The sequence below is a fragment of the Vibrio sp. 10N.222.49.C12 genome, from assembly GCF_041475025.1.
Taxonomy (GTDB): Bacteria; Pseudomonadota; Gammaproteobacteria; order Enterobacterales; family Vibrionaceae; genus Vibrio; species Vibrio crassostreae_C.
Genome location: NZ_JBFRVF010000043.1, coordinates 1 through 20137, shown reverse-complemented (window position 1 = coordinate 20137; position 20137 = coordinate 1). Strand labels below are relative to the sequence as shown.

General features: G+C 44.7%; 18 protein-coding genes and 2 pseudogenes. 11 read left to right on the top strand and 9 right to left on the bottom strand.

Features of this window, described 5'->3' with window-relative positions; genetic code table 11:
- Nucleotides 1-80: 80 nt before the first annotated feature.
- From yejF to AB4583_RS14145, 4 genes are read right to left on the bottom strand one after another with little or no spacing between them, the layout of a single operon-like run.
- The gene (yejF, locus tag AB4583_RS14160; protein WP_372117870.1) at nucleotides 81-1703 is read right to left on the bottom strand and encodes a microcin C ABC transporter ATP-binding protein YejF; all 1623 of its coding nucleotides are present in this window, start codon (nucleotides 1701-1703) and stop codon (nucleotides 81-83) included.
- Nucleotides 1704-1712: 9 nt separating this feature from the next.
- Nucleotides 1713-2735, bottom strand: a complete 1023-nt coding sequence (locus AB4583_RS14155; protein ID WP_372117867.1) for an ABC transporter permease — start codon at nucleotides 2733-2735, stop codon at nucleotides 1713-1715.
- A 31-nt stretch (nucleotides 2736-2766) separates the two neighbouring features.
- Nucleotides 2767-3855 carry a microcin C ABC transporter permease YejB gene (locus AB4583_RS14150; RefSeq protein WP_004730359.1) on the bottom strand — a complete coding sequence of 363 codons (1089 nt, stop codon included), beginning with the start codon at nucleotides 3853-3855 and terminating at the stop codon, nucleotides 2767-2769.
- A gap of 12 nt (nucleotides 3856-3867) precedes the next feature.
- The gene (locus tag AB4583_RS14145) at nucleotides 3868-5763 is read right to left on the bottom strand and encodes an extracellular solute-binding protein (protein WP_017068488.1); all 1896 of its coding nucleotides are present in this window, start codon (nucleotides 5761-5763) and stop codon (nucleotides 3868-3870) included.
- Between the two features lie 412 nt (nucleotides 5764-6175).
- On the opposite strand from AB4583_RS14145, the gene AB4583_RS14140 reads away from it, so the two are divergent.
- Nucleotides 6176-7219, top strand: a complete 1044-nt coding sequence (locus AB4583_RS14140; RefSeq protein ID WP_017068489.1) for an endonuclease/exonuclease/phosphatase family protein — start codon at nucleotides 6176-6178, stop codon at nucleotides 7217-7219.
- A 115-nt stretch (nucleotides 7220-7334) separates the two neighbouring features.
- Here the strand turns inward: AB4583_RS14140 and AB4583_RS14135 are convergent.
- A pseudogene (locus AB4583_RS14135) lies at nucleotides 7335-7838 on the bottom strand (outer membrane beta-barrel protein); the annotation flags it as partial.
- 94 nt (nucleotides 7839-7932) lie between these two features.
- On the opposite strand from AB4583_RS14135, the gene AB4583_RS14130 reads away from it, so the two are divergent.
- The 7 genes from AB4583_RS14130 (at nucleotide 7933) to AB4583_RS14100 (ending at nucleotide 14750) form a co-directional block, all read left to right on the top strand.
- On the top strand, nucleotides 7933-8247 hold the full coding sequence (locus tag AB4583_RS14130; protein WP_017060852.1) for a winged helix-turn-helix domain-containing protein: 315 nt from the start codon (nucleotides 7933-7935) through the stop codon (nucleotides 8245-8247).
- A gap of 200 nt (nucleotides 8248-8447) precedes the next feature.
- Nucleotides 8448-8867, top strand: a complete 420-nt coding sequence (gene rbsD / locus AB4583_RS14125) for a D-ribose pyranase (protein WP_017060853.1) — start codon at nucleotides 8448-8450, stop codon at nucleotides 8865-8867.
- 99 nt (nucleotides 8868-8966) lie between these two features.
- A complete protein-coding gene (gene rbsA, locus AB4583_RS14120) occupies nucleotides 8967-10472 on the top strand; it encodes a ribose ABC transporter ATP-binding protein RbsA (protein WP_017068491.1) in 1506 nt (501 codons plus the stop codon).
- Nucleotides 10469-11455 (top strand): ribose ABC transporter permease, encoded by a 987-nt coding sequence (gene rbsC / locus AB4583_RS14115; RefSeq protein ID WP_017060855.1) that lies wholly within the window; start codon nucleotides 10469-10471, stop codon nucleotides 11453-11455. The genes rbsA and rbsC overlap by 4 nt, the downstream gene beginning before the upstream one ends.
- 127 nt (nucleotides 11456-11582) lie before the next feature.
- On the top strand, nucleotides 11583-12461 hold the full coding sequence (gene rbsB, locus AB4583_RS14110) for a ribose ABC transporter substrate-binding protein RbsB (protein WP_017060856.1): 879 nt from the start codon (nucleotides 11583-11585) through the stop codon (nucleotides 12459-12461).
- Nucleotides 12462-12652: 191 nt separating this feature from the next.
- Nucleotides 12653-13597: a ribokinase gene (rbsK, locus tag AB4583_RS14105; RefSeq protein WP_372117862.1), complete on the top strand. Its 945-nt coding sequence runs from the start codon at nucleotides 12653-12655 to the stop codon at nucleotides 13595-13597.
- Nucleotides 13598-13748: 151 nt separating this feature from the next.
- Nucleotides 13749-14750, top strand: coding sequence for a substrate-binding domain-containing protein (locus AB4583_RS14100; protein ID WP_017064748.1), 1002 nt, complete (start codon nucleotides 13749-13751; stop codon nucleotides 14748-14750).
- Between the two features lie 84 nt (nucleotides 14751-14834).
- Here the strand turns inward: AB4583_RS14100 and AB4583_RS14095 are convergent, their stop codons facing one another.
- Together AB4583_RS14095 and AB4583_RS14090 are read right to left on the bottom strand one after the other, a co-directional pair.
- Nucleotides 14835-15626 (bottom strand): carbon-nitrogen hydrolase family protein, encoded by a 792-nt coding sequence (locus tag AB4583_RS14095; protein ID WP_372117860.1) that lies wholly within the window; start codon nucleotides 15624-15626, stop codon nucleotides 14835-14837.
- Between the two features lie 155 nt (nucleotides 15627-15781).
- The gene (locus AB4583_RS14090) at nucleotides 15782-16204 is read right to left on the bottom strand and encodes a lysozyme inhibitor LprI family protein (protein ID WP_372117857.1); all 423 of its coding nucleotides are present in this window, start codon (nucleotides 16202-16204) and stop codon (nucleotides 15782-15784) included.
- Nucleotides 16205-16576: 372 nt separating this feature from the next.
- Between AB4583_RS14090 and AB4583_RS14085 the strand changes: the two genes are divergently transcribed.
- Together AB4583_RS14085 and AB4583_RS14080 are read left to right on the top strand one after the other, a co-directional pair.
- On the top strand, nucleotides 16577-18154 hold the full coding sequence (locus AB4583_RS14085) for an EAL domain-containing protein (protein WP_372117853.1): 1578 nt from the start codon (nucleotides 16577-16579) through the stop codon (nucleotides 18152-18154).
- 383 nt (nucleotides 18155-18537) lie between these two features.
- Nucleotides 18538-18891, top strand: coding sequence for a membrane protein (locus tag AB4583_RS14080; protein WP_017068500.1), 354 nt, complete (start codon nucleotides 18538-18540; stop codon nucleotides 18889-18891).
- Between the two features lie 141 nt (nucleotides 18892-19032).
- On the opposite strand, the gene AB4583_RS14075 is transcribed toward AB4583_RS14080, so the two are convergent.
- The gene (locus AB4583_RS14075) at nucleotides 19033-19512 is read right to left on the bottom strand and encodes an Sbal_3080 family lipoprotein (protein WP_017068825.1); all 480 of its coding nucleotides are present in this window, start codon (nucleotides 19510-19512) and stop codon (nucleotides 19033-19035) included.
- 195 nt (nucleotides 19513-19707) lie between these two features.
- Here AB4583_RS14075 and AB4583_RS14070 point away from each other — a divergent pair.
- Nucleotides 19708-19944 (top strand): annotated as a pseudogene (locus AB4583_RS14070) (hypothetical protein); the annotation flags it as partial.
- A 79-nt stretch (nucleotides 19945-20023) separates the two neighbouring features.
- On the opposite strand, the gene AB4583_RS14065 reads toward AB4583_RS14070, so the two are convergent.
- Nucleotides 20024-20137: ATP-binding protein (locus tag AB4583_RS14065; protein ID WP_065675938.1), on the bottom strand; the 114-nt coding region annotated here is incomplete at its 5' end.

Sequence of the window (20137 nt, the reverse complement as noted above, 5' to 3'; positions counted from 1 at the left end):
GGCGCAGTGTAATCGTAAAACAACAAAATGACCATGTTGAATTCATCCAGCGCCCATTTGTTTTAAACAAACCCTCTGCGTTATAAAACACCACCAACATTCGAAAGACTCACCAACTGCTTAGTATATTCATGCTGCGGATTACCAAACAAAGTCTCAGTGTCACCCTTCTCAATCACCTCGCCAGCTTTCATGACAATGGTGTAATGACACAAGGATTTCACGACATTCAAATCATGACTGATAAACAAATAGGTCAGGCCATACTTTTCTTGAAGTGACTTGAGTAGATCTAACACTTGCGCTTGTACCGTTCTGTCTAATGACGATGTTGGTTCATCTAGCAAGATAAACTCTGGCTTAAGGATCAGAGCTCGTGCAATGGCGATACGTTGCCTCTGCCCGCCAGAAAACTCATTCGGGTAACGGTGGCGAGTTTCTGGGTCTAAGTCGACCTCTTTCATTACGTCACAGATACGTTGGTCGAGTTCGTGCTCATCCAATTGTTGATGCACTAACAAACCTTCGCCAATCACCTGAGCGACCGACATTCTCGGGTTTAGCGCAGAAAACGGGTCTTGAAAGACTACTTGCATACGGCTTCTAAACGGAAGCATCTGTTTTCGATCTAAACCTTGAAGCTGTTCACTCGAGTAGGTGATTGACCCTTCACTATCTACCAGCTTAAGTATCGCCATACCGGTCGTCGATTTACCAGAACCACTTTCGCCAACCAAACCGATTGAGTGCCCTTTCTTCAAATTGAACTCCATGTCGGTCACAGCTTTAACATGAGAAATTGTGCGCTTGAATAAACCGCCCGTGATCGGGAACCAAACACGAAGTTGATTTACATCGAGTAGCGGTTTGCTTTCGGGTGACACAGGAACGGGCAAACCTTTCGGATCAGAGTTAATAAGTTTTTGAGTGTAAGGGTGAGCAGGCGCGTTAAACAGGGTATGACAGTCGTTACTTTCGACCAAGCGACCATCTTTCATTACTGCTACTCTGTCGGCAATCTTGCGAACGATACTCAAGTCATGAGTAATGAAAAGCATTGCCATACCCAGCTCTTGCTGCAGGTCTTTTAGAAGGTCGAGGATCTGCGCTTGCACCGATACATCCAAAGCCGTTGTCGGCTCATCAGCAATAAGCAGCTCTGGTTCATTGATCAGTGCCATCGCGATCATCACGCGCTGGCGTTCTCCACCAGATAGCTCGTGCGGATAGGCTGAAATCTTTTGCTCAGGATAGCGAATGCCAACCTTTGAAAGCCACTCTATCGCCAAGGCTTGTGCTTTGTTGGTTCGCATACCACGATGAATTGCTAAGGTTTCAACAAGCTGTTTTCCAATTCGATGAAGCGGATTTAGGGAAACCATAGGCTCTTGGAAGATCATACCAATGCGGCCACCACGAATCCCTCTCAATTGTCTTTCAGAACAACTCAGAATATCGGTGCCAGAGAAATTGATCTTACCGTTTAAGTAATGAGACGAGCCTTTTGGTAACAGCTTTAAAATCGAGTTAGCCGTGACCGATTTTCCGGAACCACTCTCACCCACTAGCGCTAATGTCTCACCTTTGTATATCTCCAACGAGACATCATGAGTCACTTGCTCTATCGAGTCTTTACGCCCGAAACCGACAGACAATTTATCAATGGTCAGAACTGGAGAGGCAGGCGTTGTATTTGAAGTCATAACCTATCCTTACTTCTGTTGATGCGGGTCGAAAGCATCACGCACCGCTTCACCAACGAAGACCAGTAACGTAAGCATCAGTGAAAGCACGACGAAGGCAGAAATGCCAAGCCAAGGCGCTTGTAAGTTAGCTTTACCTTGCGCCAAAAGCTCACCTAACGAAGGCGAACCCGCAGGAAGACCAAAGCCCAAGAAGTCTAACGAAGTCAGTGTGGTCACCGAGCCTGAAAGAATAAACGGCATCATGGTTAACGATGCAACCATCGCGTTAGGTAACATGTGACGAAGCATAATACGTTTGTCATCAACACCCATGGCTTGCGCGGCTCGCACATAATCGAAGTTTCGGCAGCGTAAAAATTCCGCTCGCACGATGCCGACTAAACTCATCCAACTAAACAGCACCATAATCCCGAGCAACCACCAGAAATTCGGCTCAATAAAACTCGACAAAATAATCAGCAAGAACAGGGTCGGCATACCAGACCAGACTTCAATGAAGCGTTGTCCGAATAGATCAACCCAGCCACCGTAGTAGCCTTGTGTTGCGCCAACCACGACACCAATCACGCTCGATACAATGGTCAGAATAAAACCAAATAGAACGGAAATACGGAAGCCATAAATAATTCTCGCCAACACATCTCGCCCTTTGTCATCTGTCCCTAACCAGTTCACCGAATCAGGCTCCGATGGTACCGCGCCTACGATATCAAAGTTGATAGTGTCGTAGCTAAAAGGAATGATTGGCCACACGATGTAACCGTTGTCTTCAATGAGCTCGATAACATACGGGTCTTTGTAGTCGGCCTCGGTTTCAAACTCACCACCAAACTCCGTCTCGGCATATTCATTGATAACAGGCACAAACCACTGATTATCATAAGAAACCAAGAGTGGTTTATCATTGGCAATGATCTCAGCGAACAGGCTCAAGCCAAACAAGATGGTAAATATCCAAAGGGAGATAAAACCACGCTTGTTTGCTTTAAAACGTAACCAACGAGCTTCAGCTAAAGGGTTGTTAAACATTTATTATCAATACCTTGTTATTCGTTCGCCATTAACGCGCTTCAAAATCAATTCGAGGATCAACCCAGGTATACGTCAGGTCGGAGATAATGCTCAGCACCAAGCCAAGCAAGGTCATGATATAGAGAGAGCTGAACACCACGGGATAGTCACGTTGAATGGTTGATTCAAAGCCAAGCAGACCAATTCCTTCGAGTGAAAACATCACTTCAATCAACATAGAACCCGTGAAGAAAATACTAATAAATGCGCTTGGGAAACCCGCAATAATGATCAGCATGGCGTTACGGAAAACGTGCTTATAAAGAATACTGCTCTCGTCCAAGCCTTTCGCTCTCGCAGTCACTACATATTGCTTATTGATTTCATCAAGGAAGGAGTTTTTGGTCAGCATGCTGAGCGTGGCGAATCCACCGATAACCATGGCGAAAATGGGCAACGCCAAGTGCCAGAAGTAGTCGCCAATTTGCTGATACCAGTTGAGCTGGTCGAAGTTACTCGACACAAGCCCTCGCAATGGGAACCAACTGAAGTAGTTACCGCTTGCAAACAAGATAATCAGAATAATCGCAAACAAGAAGCCCGGCACCGCGTAGCCGACAATCACCACCGCGCTCGACCAAATATCAAAGCGAGAGCCGTGATGTATCGCCTTCATAATGCCTAAGGGTATCGAAATCACATAGATGATTAACGTACTCCACAACCCTAAGGAAATGGAGACAGGTAAACGCTCGATGATTAAATCAATCACGTTACCACCCTTAAACAGGCTTTCACCAAAGTTAAAGGTCGCGTAGTTTTTCAACATATCGAAGTAGCGAACGTGAATCGGTTTATCAAACCCAAACTGCTTTTTGATCTCTTCAACCACTTCAGGATCAAGCCCGCGTGAGCCTTTATAGCCACTGGCAGACGCTTGATCACTTTCACTTAAATCAACTTCTTGTCCACCACCAGAAAAACGCTCCATAATGCCAGAGTTATGCCCTTCTAATTGAGCAACAGCTTGCTCTACCGGGCCTCCAGGCGCTATCTGGATGATGAAAAAGTTGATGGTGATGATCGCCCACAGCGTGGGGATCACCAACAATAAACGTCGAAATATATACGCGGCCATGCTAACTAACTCCTAGCGACGTTTTTCAGGAAGCAAAGCCGCCTTCTCTTCTGAAATCCACCATGTATCGATACCTAAATCGTATTTAGGCAATACATCTGGACGCTCAAACTTGTCCCACATTGCTACGCGATACTCGCCAACGTGCCATTGCGGGATGTTGTAGAAATTCCACTGCAATACTCGGTCTAGTGAACGACCTAGTGTAAGAAGCTTTTCAGGGTGCTGTTGGTTACGCGCAATTTCTTCTGTTAACGCGTCAACCACTGGATCGATAACACCTGCAGTATTGTAAGTAGAATCAATGTAGTTAGAGTTCCAAACGATCATTAAGTTCGGGCTAGGATAAGGGTTTGCGGAAAATGACGACGAAACCATGTCGAAATCACGATCACGCAAGCGCTTGATGTATTGAGTGGTATCGATGGTACGGATCTTCATCTCAATACCCATGCGCTTAAGGTTCTTTTGAACCGGCGTTGCGATACGTTCCGTGGTTGGGCTGTAAATCAACAACTCAAATGACATCGGCTTGCCAGTCTTTTCGTTGGTCATGACTTTGTCTTTCAGCACCCAACCCGCTTCTTTCAACAATTTGAAAGCGGTACGCATTTGGCTACGAATACGGCCGCTGCCATCGGTAACGGGAGGTTGGAATTCCTCGGTGAAAACTCGCGGTGGAATCTGATCTTTGTATTGAGACAACAACTCGACTTCCGCTTCGCTTGGTAAGCCTTTCGCTTCATAGTCTGTGTTTTGGAAGTAGCTGCGAGTACGTTTGTACTGACCATAGAACATGTTCTTGTTCATCCACTCAAAGTCCATCGCATAGGTTAACGCTTCACGCACTTTAGGATCCGAGAACACAGGTGATTGAATGTTGAAGACGAAACCTTGAGTCGTTTCAGGCTTCTCGTGGTTGATCTCTTCTTTAATGATGTAGCCTTTATCGAAGTTCGCGCCCGTATAAGAGTTAGCCCAGAACTTAGCCGAATTCTCGGTTCGAAGATCGAACTCCCCAGCTTTAAAGGCTTCCAACATTACCGTGTCGTCACGGTAGTAATCGTATTGCACTTGCTTGAAGTTATTACGACCAACGTTAACCGGTAGGTCAGCTGCCCAGTAGTTTTCATCTAGACCATAGGTAACACTTTGGCCTGATTTGTAGCTGATGATCTTATAAGGACCACTACCGACTGGTGGCTCACTTAGAGGCTCAGACAGCTTTCTGTCTTTCCAGAAATGTTTCGGCAATACACGAGTGCTTTGCGCGAAGCTAAACAGTTTTTCGCGGTTTGGACTGTTCATTTCAATACGAACAACCAAATCAGAGACCGCTTTTACTGACTTAATCTCTTTGTAATACACACGATACTGAGGCACACCCTCGGTTGAGAATTTGTCAAAAGTAAAGGCAACATCATGCGCAGTGATAGGCTCGCCATCTTGGAATTTAGCATTTGGGTTGATGTCGATTTCCATCCAAGTGAAATCACTGGAGTAGCGAACCTTTGAAGCGATCAATGGATAGTACGCATCAATCTCGTCACTCGGAGAAAACATCAAGGTATCGTAAATCTCTCCGGTATAACTTGCAGCAACGCCGCGGGAACCGAATCGATTAAAGCTATCGTACGTACCTATGCTGCCATAGGTCACTTTGCCCTGCTTTGGCGCATCAGGATTAACGTAATCGAAGTGAGTGAAATCGGCTGGATATTTTGCTTCACCAAAACCAACCAGTTGTGTGGTTTCAATAACGGTGACAGCAGGAGTTGATTGGGTTTCAGAAGCGTAAGTAACGGAGGGTTGTAAAGCAATAAGCGGCAACATGATTGCACATGACTTCAAATTAAACCTGAAAAACTGAGTGCGTTGCGAGGCTTTGCGTCGAAAAACTGTTCCCATTTGACTCTCCCTTCAAATGTCATGAATTCTATATTCAAGTTGATTTATCGGCTTTGAATGCATGCCGTTAAATCAAGTATAGGTTCAAATCTAACATCATGTAATAACTAATAAAACCATCAGCACTCTATCTCTGACGGTTTATTTACAAATTACTCGTCACCACTCGAAGTTATTGGATGCAGTGAGCTTTGATTGCTTTGGTTCCTTTGATTGAGTTGATTAGCTTGGTGGCGTTGGAAAGCACGGGGGAAGGCAGAAGCACTAAGATTGCTCTAGCCTGAATGACACAAGCCTCAACGGCTAAGATTCCTTTGGTTGGCTTCTAAAGTGAAATTTAGGCTCTAAATAATCAACAAACTATACTTTTACTGGAGTATCCTTGCAGCCTAGGTCTAAATGGAATGACACTTTGAACAAACCAAACCAAATAACATTCGCAACGTTCAACCTTCTGAACTATCTCGAGCCACCGAATGCTTATTATGATTTTGAGAACATCTACAGCTTCGAAGAATGGCAGAAGAAGCAACATTGGATGGCTGAAGCGATTCGCTCATTAGATTGCGATGTGATTGGCTTCCAAGAGATATTTAGCCCGCAATCTTTAGAGCTATTGATGAACGAGCTAGGTTATCCATACTTTGCAGTGGTCGATAGCGCCAACATTGAAGATGATTACCTATACACCTCACCAGTCGTTGGTATCGCTTCCCGTTACCCGATTGAAAACGTGCAGCCTGTTACGCCAGATTCGAAGTTACTGAAAGCATTCAACCTTGACGACAAATTCTCATTCAACAGAACGCCTGTTCACGCGACGATTACGTTACCCCATTTAGGTTCAACCGACTGTTATGTGGTGCACTTCAAATCACAACGTCCGACAGAGCCAAAAGCAGAATCTGTCGATGCGGACAACACTCAGCAAGGTGCAAAACCACAAAGTGACACGCTCACTCGTTTTCACCAAGAACAGCTTGGCTCTTGGCTATCAAGTGTCCAACGCGGTCTAGAAGCTCAGATGCTGCATCAATACATCACCAACCAACGCTACCAAACCGAGCAACCTGTTGTGTTGATGGGTGACTTTAATAAGCCACTGTTTAATGATGAGTTTAAAGGGCTGTTGAATTACTCAATCAACCGAGACGAAAACAGCAAGCATTGGCTATCCCACTTTCGCTTGAAAGACAGCTGGGATCTTTACCATCAACTGCATGAAGAAGACTTGCTTGAACAGCGAAAGCCAACCCATTACTACGGCGCTTCTGGATCTGTACTGGACTACATTTTGATGTCGAACGAGTTTGATTGTCAGAACTCTTCAAGCTTAATGGAGATCTCTAGCTACACAGTGTTAGACCATCACCTGATTAATCCTAGTTTTGAACACGACCAATTCAGTACCGACCATGCCATCGTGTCTGTCACCGCTCATATTCGTGAAGCCTAGAGTTAAACATAAAAAAGCCGCAGTCAAAAACTGCGGCCTTCCACTTTAGTTAAACGGGTTGAGCCAACCGACGCCCCATTTAGAAACCGATTTACCGTTTAGCAAAGTGTGAAACTTAGAATGTGTACATTGCGCCTAAGTAGAAAGAGTCCAGAACAACAGTATCTTCTGTCTTGTGTCCGTTTTCGTAATCTTCGATATCAAAAGCATCGGCTTCGTATGCTAAGCGAAAGCTCAACGAAGACATTGTAGGTGGCGTGTATTCAACACCAACACCCATACGGATGCCATCTCCCGAATCATCAAAACCATCTCCTGACGGGCGAGAGCCATCAGCAAGCTTCATGTCTAGATCAATAGTCGACAGACCGATAGTGCCAAATGGACGAATGCCATTATCAAACGTGTAACCGAGGTTCGCCGTTACCGAAAAGATTTGAGGTGTTCAAGTGAAAACCTTATTACCAGATTTCGTTTTCAGGGCTATATCACCAAAATCTGTGTATTGAGCTTCAACCGAAACAATGCGGTTAAATTTGTAACCAGCAATTAATCGGTAAGTATTGTCTTCGGCTTTAAAAGTAATAGGTTCTTTGATCGTGTCAGTTAACCCGCCCACTTCGACCATTAGCACACTTAAATAATTACCCGCTCCAACAGCAGGCCAATTTGCTCAATCTCCACAATTTAGAATAAGACGAACAGAAAACACGATGAACCACACAATAGACTTCAACGGCTTAATCATTGATATCGACGCTCGAACGATTACCAACCAGCAAGGAAACAAAATCACTTTGCGCCCTCGCCTATTAGCAGTGCTCTGCTTGTTATTGGAAAATGTGGGAAGACCGATTTCAAGAGAGCATATTGTTGATGTGTGTTGGGACGGACAACTCTCGTCACCACATGTTCTTGCAAACGTAGTCTATAACCTACGCAATGTGTTCGCGCGATTAAGAGCATCCAACGTCCAGATCATTACCATTAGTAAGTTCGGATATGCGCTATCGATTGAACCCACGTAAAAGGATTTATGCAATCAATGGCGGTGACTAAGATCACCAAAAAACGCCCCATCGAAACGTTTCGATGATCATTATCACACTCTAAAACAATCAAACGTGCAAATGATAAATCAGACACTATTATCACTATCGAAACGTTTCGATGGCTTTTCTTGAGTTGTTCTCAACCCATCAAGCGTTATTTTTCGATAGGTCGTGATATGAAAAAAAGTACTCTAATAAACTCTGAACTCTCTTACCTAGTGGCGACTCTTGGCCACACAGATGAAATCACGATTTGTGACGCGGGCTTACCAATTCCAGACCACGTAACTCGTATTGATCTTGCTTTAACTCACGGTGTCCCAAGCTTTCAGCAAACGGTAAAAACCATGCTGGATGAATCTCAAATCGAAGGTGTTGTGATTGCAGAAGAGTTTGCGAAAGTAAGCCCAGAGCACCACGCTGCGCTGATTGATTTAATCAAGACAGAAGAAGCGCGTTGTGGCAAATCGCTTTCTATTACTTACATCACTCATGAAGAATTCAAACAGCGTACGCATGAAAGCCGCGCGGTAATTCGCACTGGTGAATGCACACCATACGCAAATGTTATTTTCCAAGCTGGCGTAACCTTTTAGCTCAAGCAAAACGCAACGACAGCTCAGTGACATCACTGAACCAAAACAATACATAGACAGAACAATCAAATACAACTGGCCCCGAGTAAAGGAACCGACATGACTCAAGCCATTTTAGAACTTAGCTCAATTGAGAAAGCCTTCCCTGGTGTGAAAGCACTGGATAAGGCAAGCCTCAACGTTTATCCAGGACGCGTAATGGCGTTAATGGGTGAAAACGGTGCGGGTAAATCAACGCTTATGAAAGTGCTGACAGGCATCTACCACTTGGACGGCGGCACTATTGCCTACCAAGGAAAACCTGCTGCATTTAAAGGGCCACGTGATTCTCAACAAGCAGGCATTAGCATCATTCACCAAGAGCTGAATCTAATCCCTGAATTGACCATCGCCGAGAACATCTTCTTAGGTCGTGAAATCACGGGCACCATGGGTCGTATCTTGTGGAACGAGATGTACCAAGAAGCAGACAAGCTACTTAAACGCCTTAACGTGAAACACAGCTCGAAAACACCTTTAGGCCAGTTGAGCCTTGGTGAGCAGCAAATGGTAGAGATCGCGAAAGCCCTATCGTTTGAATCTAAGGTCATCATCATGGATGAACCAACCGATGCGCTAACCGATACCGAAACTGAATCTCTGTTTAAGGTGATTAACGAACTGCGCGATGAAGGCTGTGGCATTGTTTACATCTCTCACCGTTTGAAAGAGATCTTCGAGATTTGTGATGACATCACAGTGCTTCGTGACGGTAAGTTCATTGGTCAGTGTGAAGTAAAAGACACCGACGAAGATGGCCTAATCGAAATGATGGTTGGTCGTAAGCTAGAGGAACAATATCCACGTATCGGCCAGAGCCACGGTGAAACTTGTCTTGAAGTGATTGGCCTGACGGGTTCTGGTGTTCACGATGTTAGCTTTACGCTAAAACGCGGTGAAATCCTGGGTGTATCTGGCCTAATGGGCGCAGGTCGTACCGAACTGATGAAAGTGATTTACGGTGCCCTTCCAAGTGAACGCGGCGTCATCAACCTAGAAAACAAAACCATCAACCCTGTAAGCCCGAAAGACGGCTTGGCCAATGGCATTGCTTACATCTCTGAAGACCGTAAGGGCGATGGCTTAGTTCTAGGGCTTTCTGTTAAAGAAAACATGTCGTTATGTTCGCTTGACCTACTGACAAAGAGCGGTCAAATCCAACATAAAGACGAAGTGATTGCAGTAGATGACTTCATAAAGCTATTCAACATCAAAACCCCGACGCGCGAACAGATTATTGGCAACCTTTCTGGTGGTAACCAACAGAAAGTGGCTATCGCTAAGGGCTTGATGACCAAACCAAAAGTACTGATTCTCGACGAGCCAACGCGCGGTGTCGATGTCGGTGCTAAGAAAGAGATTTACCAACTCATTAATAAATTTAAAGCCGACGGCATGAGCATCATTTTAGTCTCATCTGAAATGCCAGAAGTGTTAGGAATGAGTGACCGCATCATGGTGATGCATGAAGGCCGTGTAAGCGGTGAATTTGATGCTAAAGAAGCAAACCAAGAATTATTACTGGCGTGTGCGGTCGGTAAAAAGATCAACGAGGACGCAGCATGAGTACTAAAACCATGAGCAAAACAACTGAAGCTCCAAAGAAAAAACCGTTAATCAGCAAAGAGTGGCTGATTGATCAAAAGTCATTGATTGCTTTGCTCTTCCTGATTGTTGTCGTTTCTTTCTTAAACCCGAACTTCTTTACTGTCGACAACATCCTAAACATTCTGCGCCAAACCTCGGTTAACGCAATTATCGCTGTAGGTATGACGCTGGTTATCTTAACCGCGGGTATCGACTTGAGTGTTGGTTCTGTACTGGCGCTTTGTGGTGCGTTCGCAGCCAGCATGATTGGCATGGAAATCCCTGTGATGATCGCAGTACCAACCGCTCTTGTAGCAGGTGCAGCATTAGGTGCGATTAGTGGTGTGATTATCGCTAAGGGTAAGGTTCAAGCCTTCATCGCAACGCTTGTCACCATGACACTACTTCGCGGCGTAACCATGGTTTACACAGATGGTCGTCCTATTTCAACAGGCTTCACAGACACAGCAGACGCATTCGCTTGGTTCGGTACTGGCTACGCAATGGGTGTACCGGTTCCAGTATGGATCATGGTCGTGGTATTCGCAGCAGTATGGTACCTACTTAACCACACACGCTTTGGTCGCTACGTTTACGCACTGGGTGGCAACGAATCAGCAACTCGCCTATCAGGCATCGACGTAGACAAAGTAAAAATCGGTGTTTACGCAATCTGTGGTCTGTTAGCAGCGGTTGCAGGCATCATCGTGGCATCTCGTTTGTCCTCAGCTCAACCAACCGCAGGTATGGGTTATGAATTAGACGCCATTGCAGCCGTAGTTCTTGGCGGAACAAGCTTAGCCGGCGGCCGTGGTCGCATCATGGGCACATTGATTGGTGCTCTGATTATCGGTTTCCTAAACAACGCCCTAAACCTATTAGACGTATCTTCATACTACCAGATGATTGCAAAAGCAGTGGTTATTCTTCTGGCGGTATTGGTCGACAACAAAAACAAATAAAACCTATTCACATCCTAGGTTAATACAAGTAACACCCTGTTTTACCTTAAAATATTAGAATCTATAAATAATGTAACTACGAGCTAGGACTTACCTCCTAGCTCACCCTACACAAAGGACTTACACCATGAAAAAATTAGCGACTCTTATTTCTGCTGCTCTTCTTTCTACAACGGTATCTGTGTCTGCACAGGCGCAAGATACAATGGCAATCGTTCTGTCTACATTGAACAACCCATTTTTCGTAACCATGAAAGATGGCGCAGAAGCGAAAGCGGAAGAGCTAGGCTACAAGCTTATCGTTCTTGATTCTCAAAACGATCCAAGCAAAGAGCTGTCGAACATTGAAGATCTAACCATTCGTGGTGTTAAAGCAATCCTGATCAACCCAACGGATTCAGACGCTGTGTCTAACGCAATTCGCATGGCTAACCGTTCAAACATCCCAGTACTAACACTAGACCGCGGTGCAAGCCGTGGTGACGTAGTAAGCCACATCGCTTCTGATAACGTAATCGGTGGTGAAATGGCAGGTCACTTCATCATGGAAAAAGTGGGCGAAAAAGCGAAAGTAATCCAACTTGAAGGTATTGCTGGTACTTCTGCAGCTCGTGAACGTGGTGAAGGCTTCATGAATGCAGTAAACGGCAGCGACCTTGAGCTTCTTGCAAGCCAACCTGCTGATTTCGACCGTACTAAAGGTCTGAACGTAATGGAAAACTTGCTTGCTGCTAACCCAGATGTACAAGCAGTATTTGCTCAAAACGATGAAATGGCACTAGGTGCACTTCGCGCAGTTCAAGCGTCAGGTAAAGAAGTGATGATCGTTGGCTTTGATGGCACAGACGACGGCATCGCTGCTGTTAACCGCGGCCTACTAGGCGCTACAGTTGCACAACAACCTGACCTAATCGGTTCTCTAGGTATCGAAATGGCAGACAAAGTACTGAAAGGCGAAACAGTAGACGAGTACGTACCAGTACCTCTAAAAATCATCGCTAAGTAATCGTTACTAGGTAACGCGATATAAAGCAGGGAGTTCCCTATCTCCCTGCTTTGATTGGCTCGCTGACTCAAACAAAAGCAAACCCCGACAGTGCATCGCTGTTTCTCATTCCGCTCACAAAAGAGAGCGCACTTAACACCATGAGAAAGACCCATGCATTTTCAAATACGATATATCATAAGGCTCGTATCATGACTCAACTGATTGTTTTAGGTAGCGTTAACGCTGACCACGTACTGCAAGTTCCTTCGTTCCCTCGTCCGGGTGAAACCTTGATTGGCGGTAACTATCAGGTCATTCCTGGCGGCAAAGGCGCAAACCAAGCCGTAGCGGCAGCAAGATTAAACGCAGACATTGGCTTCATCGCCTGTGTTGGTGACGACCCATTTGGCATCAACATTCGTCAAGATTTTGCTAAAGATGGTATCAACATCGACGGTGTGATCGTTGAAGACAACACGCCTACTGGCATCGCGATGATCCAAGTATCAGCAACCGGCGAAAACAGCATTTGCCTTTCTGCAGAAGCCAATGACAAGCTGACTTGCGATCAAATCGAGCCGCACCTAGAAAAGATTCGCGGCGCTAAATACTTGCTGACTCAGCTTGAAACGCCAATTGAAGGCATTGAATACGCTGCGAAAGTAGCAAAAGAGAGTGGCACGCAAGTCATTCTAAACCCGGCTCCTGCTCGTCCATTATCGGATTCACTGCTTGCTTGTGTTGACGTGATTACACCCAACGAAACCGAAGCTGAAGTGCTAACCGGCATTACCGTGACGGACAACGAATCAGCTCACCAGGCTGCGTTGGCTCTGCATGCGAAAGGCATCGAAACGGTAATGATCACGCTAGGCGCGAAAGGCGTGTGGGTGAGTCATCGCGGTCAAGGCAATGAAGCCAGCGAAGGTGAATTAATCGCAGGTTTCCGTGTTGAAGCAACAGACACAACTGCCGCAGGTGACACCTTTAACGGCGCGTTGGTGACAGGCTTGCTTGAAGATATGCCACTAGAACGCGCAATTAAGTTTGCTCACGCTGCGGCGGCAATTTCAGTAACTCGCTTTGGTGCTCAAACGTCTATTCCAAGCCGAGCTGAAACTGATGCGTTTTTGGCAGAGCGACTGTCTGCTTAGCTTGATAGCTATTTGAAGGCTTAACTCCTGAGCTAACCGTGGTTAACGGATGTTAGCCTTCAAATTCGGTAACAACAAATAACAAGCATAAGCCCCTGTTTTCAGGCAGAATATCGCCCAACGTGGAAGGTTATTCCCACAAGGATTTTTTATGGCAACAATGAAAGACATCGCACGGCTCGCAAAGGTTTCGACTTCTACCGTGAGCCACGTGATCAACAAATCACGCTTTGTCAGTGAAGAGATTGCTGAGCGTGTTAACAGTGCGGCTAAAGAACTCAACTATGCGCCTTCTGCATTGGCTCGCAGCTTGAAAATGAAGCAAACCAAAACCTTAGGAATGCTAGTGACCACATCCACCAACCCCTTCTTTGGCGAAGTGGTAAAGGGTGTGGAACGTCGTTGCTACGAAAAAGGCTACAACCTTATCTTGTGTAACACCGAAGGCGATAGCGAACGCATGAAATCCTCTATCGATACCTTGCTGCAAAAGCGTGTCGATGGCCTGATGCTAATGTGTTCTACCCTTGAAGGAGAACATATCGATGTATTCGAGCGCTACCCAGAACTGCCTGTTGTAGTCATGGATTGGGGCCCTATGTTGTTTGCGAGCGATAAGATCCAAGACAACTCGCACCAAGGTGGCTACATGGCAACTAAGCACTTGATAGATAACGGTCATTCTCAAATTGGTTGTATCACTGGCCCACTGCACCGTAATCAAGCTTCGTCTCGTTATCAAGGCTTCAAGCAAGCAATGGAAGAAGCCAATTTAGAGATCAACCCTAAGTGGATTGTTGAATCCAACTTTGAATGTGACGGTGGTTTTGACTCTTATCAGACATTGAAAACTCGTGGCGAAATGCCGTCTGCCTTGTTCGTCAGTAACGATATGATGGCGATGGGCGTGATTCACGCTGCGGCGCAAGATGGCACATCGATTCCGAATGACCTATCTATCATTGGCTACGATGACATCCACTTGTCTAAGTACATGACACCCGCGTTAAGCACTGTCCACCAGCCAAAACATCGTTTAGGTAAAGCAGCAGTGGATACGCTTTTGAGCAGATTACAAACTCCAGATGCTTATCCGCAAGTCGTTGAACTTGAACCTACTCTTGTTGAACGAAGCAGCGTAAAAGCCATTTAAAGCGCCTTCTTAGAGATCTAAACAACAAAGGGCAAGGTTAAAAAACCTTGCCCTTTTCGCTCCTAATGCACTTCACTTATCTTCTTAGCGATTCAACACAGATGCGATTTGCTGTATTTCGTCTAACACATCGACGCCATTGTATTGCGGCGCAATCGAGGGATCTTGAATACTCACGGTTTCTACCGATTGCCTTTCGTTGAGCTGAGTCATTAACTCCCCTTTGGGTGAGTAGACTCGGCTACCACCACAGTATGTCGCGGTAAACGCATTAACCACATCTTGCCCGACGCGATTACAAGTAACCATGTGACACCCTTCCTCCAAGGCTCTCGCTTGAGCAATGGCAAAACTATGATGCCCACCGAAGTTGGCAGGGTGAAGAATAACGTCGACCGACTGATACCCTCTCATGATCTCCGGGAACCAAATATCAAAGCAAATCGCGACACCAAACTTTAAGCCTTTGTGCTCAAACGAGAGGCGTTCCTCCCCTCTCGAGAAATACTGCTTATCGAATTTGGTTTGACTGATTTTTCTATATTTGTGTCGTAAACCGGAAGCATCCACAACCACGACGCTGTTGTAATATTGGCCGCTATCTTTCTCGGCAATACCAGCAACAATCAAGGTGTGATGCTTCGCTGCAAGCTGAGTTAATGAATCAATAGTACTGCTGTCGGCGAAGTCTTCAGCCAATTCGTGAATTTCTTCAGCCTCGTTAAAAATATACCCAGTCGTGAACAGTTCAGGCAGTAAAGTAATATCACCGACTGACGGCTCCGCTTGCAAAAGATCAGAGACCGAATCTATATTCTTTTGTTTGTTTTTGTATTCAACTTCAAGCTGAATAAGCGTGATACTGACATTATTCAAAATCGATTCCTTACTAGGTAATACTTCAAGCTGTAATGCTTCAAGCTAGAGACTAAGAACTAAGAACGAAAGAGTAAGGCAATCCCCTATCGCTTTCTTATTCGCCCGCCAAAGGTTGAAGCAGGTGCACAGTCCTGTACGTATTTTAAACCTGCCTACGGCGCTAATTTAGGCTCTGGTAAAACCGGAGGCGTGCTGTCCATGTAGGTTAAGAAATTCGCCCACACCTCATGCGTGCGCTGCTTGGTTAACCTTGTCTTACAGGAAAGCGCCATAACCCCTCGAATAGAACCATCACGCCATTGGATGTAAACAGAGTCACAATGTGCTGTCATGTACGCCTGCCAGCTCTCCTGAGCCTTCTTAATTGAAGCGACCAGCTGAGCTTCATAAGCATTGTGCTCAAAGCTGGCTGCAAGGTATTTATCCAGTTCCGCTTGTGCAGATTCCAACTCAATTGCCGCACAGTGATTGATCTCGATGGTATTCATCGCATTCTCGCAATCAACAACACCTTCGTCGGCCAACGCAGAGAATGAGAAGCACACCGCTATGAGTGCTGATATCAGTTTTTTCATAATCATCCTTTATGCTGTCACCACCAAAACGAATCGAGTCGTGACTCTATTTATTTAAACGTGGCTCAATATTTAGCTCATTCAGCTCATTTAGCTCATTCAGCTCATTCAGCTCATTCAGCCAGAGCAAATAACAATAAAATTTATCAGGATATAAGCATTTGTTATCCGCATGAATCATCAAAAATGACGCCTCGCCAACTCAAATAAACGAGATAACGCTCAGATTTTGCTGGTAAAACTAGAAAATATATTATTTATATCAATAATTCGTGCCTGCATTCACACTATTAATTATTTATATTGCTACCTAAACGCTAACTTTATAAATTAAATCGAATGCTCACATAAATCGGTAACGCTTCTCCAACTATGGATATCAAGTACCAAAACATTGCCAAGACTTCATTTTACTTTGCCATCTCTTTCTTTTTTTCCATGGCAATGCTCATTCCTTTTACACCGTATCACTACCAAACATTAACCGAAGACACATCAAGGTTAGTCGAAACTAGGTTAGAAAGGATCCAATCAAGGTTCGACCGTTTTTTATCTGAAGTTAGACCTGAACAGTCTTGCGACGCGATCGTTAGACAGCTTCGACAAAACGTTTTTGAAGCCGATTGGGTAAAAGAAGCAGCTGTATTCAATAAAGAGAACCGATTTTACTGTTCAACCACCGATGGTGACGTTTCATTTCGCCTATACAGCACCATCAGGCAGCGGCTCAATGACGACCCGAATTTAACGACCCTGTCGTATTCCAACTCGGCCATCACGCAAGTTCAGTCCATCATGCTCATTTTCTCGAACAAAGAAGATGCCGGAGTGAGCCTGATGATTCCGCCACACTTCATCTATGACCTTGTTGAAACAAACCTGAGCAGCCATGGAATACAGGCCAAAGTTGAAGTGATCAAAAGAGATATCCACCCTACCGATATTGACTCATCAATCGCCAAGGTGCGGATACAATCAAACACCTACCCATTGACCATCACCTCATACATTGGGTATCAGTTTTATCTTCACTTCATGTTGAGTTATTTATGGTTTGGCTTTTTGATGGCCGGAATCACCACCATTATTCTCCTTTCCATCAAGCATAAAAAGCAGAGCCAACGCAGCTTAGAATATTCGCTTTCAAGTGCGCTAAAAAACCAACACCTTCATGTTCACATGCAGCCTATCGTTAACCAAAACACCAATGAGATCGTCGGCTGTGAGTCACTATTACGATGGAACGACCCAATTGAAGGTAACGTCTCCCCGGCTATTTTCATTCCGCTTGCTGAAAGCTTAGGCTTAATTGAGGAGCTCACCTACTTCGTGCTGCGCAAAGTATTAATGACGTTCAAAAGCAATCAAGATGTGTTCGACTCAAAGTACATCAGCGTCAACATCAGCCGCAACGTAGTGTCTAACAGTAACTTCTCTAACAAAGTGATCAGCATCTTTAAAAGACACCCTGAGATCCTCAAGCAGGTGGTTTTTGAAGTAACCGAATATGGTGAATGTTCTGATGCCGACATGGTCAAAATTAGAGACAACCTAACCAAGCTATCGAACAGGGGCGTCAGAGTCGCGATTGATGATTTTGGTACAGGCTACGCAGGGTTAGATTTCGTAAGACAGTTCCCGTTCAGCATTCTCAAAATCGATCGCGTGTTTGTGAAAAACATATCCGACGAATCCAGCTTTGGTCTCCCTTTGCTAGAGTCCATGCTTCAACTATCACGCTCCTTAGGGATGCAAGTCATCGTCGAAGGTGTTGAGTACGAATCCCAAGTGAAAATCTTATCTAAGCTCGGTGTCGACTATATCCAAGGCTTCTATTTTTATAAGCCGATGCCGATAAACCTGACTGTCAGCTTACTCAGGCAGCAGCATTTTGAGTCCGATAACGTTGAGGAATCATCCTTTTCAACACCAAAATGTGAGCAGCTTTAAACAGGTTCGATGGGATAAGCGCTGAAGATACAGTTCAGAATAATGCTTAGTACAACGCGTCACTTTAGCTTACGGTACGTTTCCCCACTCTTACACCCAGGCAGGCTTTTACCATATTTGTGACTTAAATTATCGACGCGTGTTTTGGTTGGTTTTATGACTACTCGTAATCGCTAGCATGCTATCAGCGTGATTTTTGTTCCAATCAACCTTTTCGTTAATGTCTTTTTTATCAACAAAGACCCAGTGAGACATACACTCTACACAATACCAAACACATCACAACGCAGCATGTAACATATGCAACAAGCAACTAATTCGTGACCATCAACAAGATAATACCGTATCATGTGCGTGATTAAATTAACCTAGGAATCAATCACATGGAAAATACTGAAGTAATTAATACGGGGCTCTCAGAGAAGGACAAAAATGCAAAAACTCATGCCATCATCGCGTATGCGTTAATGCTATTAGGCTTCTTTACTGGTATTAGTTTTCTTGCAGGTGGTATTTGGGGCATCGTTAAAAAGTCCGATGCTCAAGGGACTGTCTTTGCGGATCACTACGACAACATCACCAAAACATTCTTTGTTTCGATTGTGCTTACTATCATTGGCGCTCTAACAGCCGTTTTTGTTATTGGCTATGTTGTTCTTCTTGTTGCCGCGATCTACACGCTTTGGAAGTTGATTGCTGGTTTAGCAAAAATTACTTCAGACAAGAGTTTTAATTAATATGAAAAGATGCGAAGCCGCAGCTTTAAAGCGACGGCTTCACATCTTCGTCTATTCGTCTATTCGTCTATTCGTCTATTCGAGCAGAGCTTAAAGAAAAATAGAAAGCGAACAAAGGTATAAGTTAGTAAACTAATTAGACTAGTTCGTCGCTTTTGAATCTGATGAATTAGCTGCTTTCGTTGCTTCTTCAGCAGTTTTCTTACCAAATACCGTATCCATCATAAAACCAATACGCTTAGCTGCATTACCAAATTTGTTTGGGTTAGCCGTGTATGGGACTTTAAATTCTACTTCACCTACTCTTTGTCCGTTCTGATAAGCATTGATCTCCGCTTGCTTTAAGAACAACGCTAAGTCCCAGCTCCAATGGCCTTCATACTCCAATGTCAGCTTATCAAGATCGTGCTTCGACTTATCAGGTACGACGGTGTAGGTATAATCGTTATCTTGCAGCCACGTTTCCATAGTATTTAAAAACCCTTCACGTGTTTCAGCGTCTTTAACGATAACAACATCAACTTCAGTCGTAGGTTCTGGAATCGCGCTCCCAGTGTAACGAGGGGCTCCACAACCAGCCAAAATTAAAACCGAAAGCGATAATAGTAGGTATTTTTTCACGTTATATATCCATTAACAGTTAACTGCGTGAATGATACCACATCAAAAAAATGACATATTATATAAGCAAAGGTTAATCAGACATTCCTTGTTACATAAGGCACTAAAAAACAACGAAAGAAAATGCGAAGGCTATGGGTCTCCTTTGATGAACATTTAAATCATCGCATCATTGAATGCATCATAAGGGATATCATGGAAAAGACACTTCAAACCAAACTGGCGACTAGCCTACTACTGCTGAGAATCGGCATTTTTATCGTCTTCTTGTTCTGGGGCTTAGATAAGATCCTTGTCCCTGAGCACGCGACAAAAGTACTGTCTGGCTTTTACGGCATCGACATCTCGAACAATGCGATGATGGCTCTGGGTGTCGCGCAGCTCGGATTTTTAGGCGCATTCGTTGTAGGCATGTGGAAAAAGTACACCTACTGCGTATTTCGGTGATTGCGATCGCTCGTTTCGGTTTATTCCGATCACTTGATCCTGCCGTTTTTCTCTCTTCCTATTTTTACTCTAAGTGATCGGATTGCGCCAGTTTTCTCATCGACTCACCTCCTAGTTCTATTCGATGACTATTGTGTACCAGCCGATCCATTAGAGCATCTGCGACAGTGGCGTTACC

Bases quoted from the DNA above. Each gene is read 5' to 3' on its own strand.
- AB4583_RS14090 (WP_372117857.1), bottom strand. From the start codon at position 16,204: ATGAAAAAACTGATATCAGCACTCATAGCGGTGTGCTTCTCATTCTCT.
- rbsC (WP_017060855.1), top strand. From the start codon at position 10,469: ATGAGTACTAAAACCATGAGCAAAACAACTGAAGCTCCAAAGAAAAAA.
- rbsB (WP_017060856.1), top strand. From the start codon at position 11,583: ATGAAAAAATTAGCGACTCTTATTTCTGCTGCTCTTCTTTCTACAACG.
- AB4583_RS14145 (WP_017068488.1), bottom strand. From the start codon at position 5,763: ATGGGAACAGTTTTTCGACGCAAAGCCTCGCAACGCACTCAGTTTTTC.
- AB4583_RS14100 (WP_017064748.1), top strand. From the start codon at position 13,749: ATGGCAACAATGAAAGACATCGCACGGCTCGCAAAGGTTTCGACTTCT.
- AB4583_RS14130 (WP_017060852.1), top strand. From the start codon at position 7,933: ATGAACCACACAATAGACTTCAACGGCTTAATCATTGATATCGACGCT.
- AB4583_RS14150 (WP_004730359.1), bottom strand. From the start codon at position 3,855: ATGGCCGCGTATATATTTCGACGTTTATTGTTGGTGATCCCCACGCTG.
- AB4583_RS14080 (WP_017068500.1), top strand. From the start codon at position 18,538: ATGGAAAATACTGAAGTAATTAATACGGGGCTCTCAGAGAAGGACAAA.
- rbsD (WP_017060853.1), top strand. From the start codon at position 8,448: ATGAAAAAAAGTACTCTAATAAACTCTGAACTCTCTTACCTAGTGGCG.
- yejF (WP_372117870.1), bottom strand. From the start codon at position 1,703: ATGACTTCAAATACAACGCCTGCCTCTCCAGTTCTGACCATTGATAAA.
- AB4583_RS14155 (WP_372117867.1), bottom strand. From the start codon at position 2,735: ATGTTTAACAACCCTTTAGCTGAAGCTCGTTGGTTACGTTTTAAAGCA.
- rbsA (WP_017068491.1), top strand. From the start codon at position 8,967: ATGACTCAAGCCATTTTAGAACTTAGCTCAATTGAGAAAGCCTTCCCT.
- AB4583_RS14085 (WP_372117853.1), top strand. From the start codon at position 16,577: ATGGATATCAAGTACCAAAACATTGCCAAGACTTCATTTTACTTTGCC.
- rbsK (WP_372117862.1), top strand. From the start codon at position 12,653: ATGACTCAACTGATTGTTTTAGGTAGCGTTAACGCTGACCACGTACTG.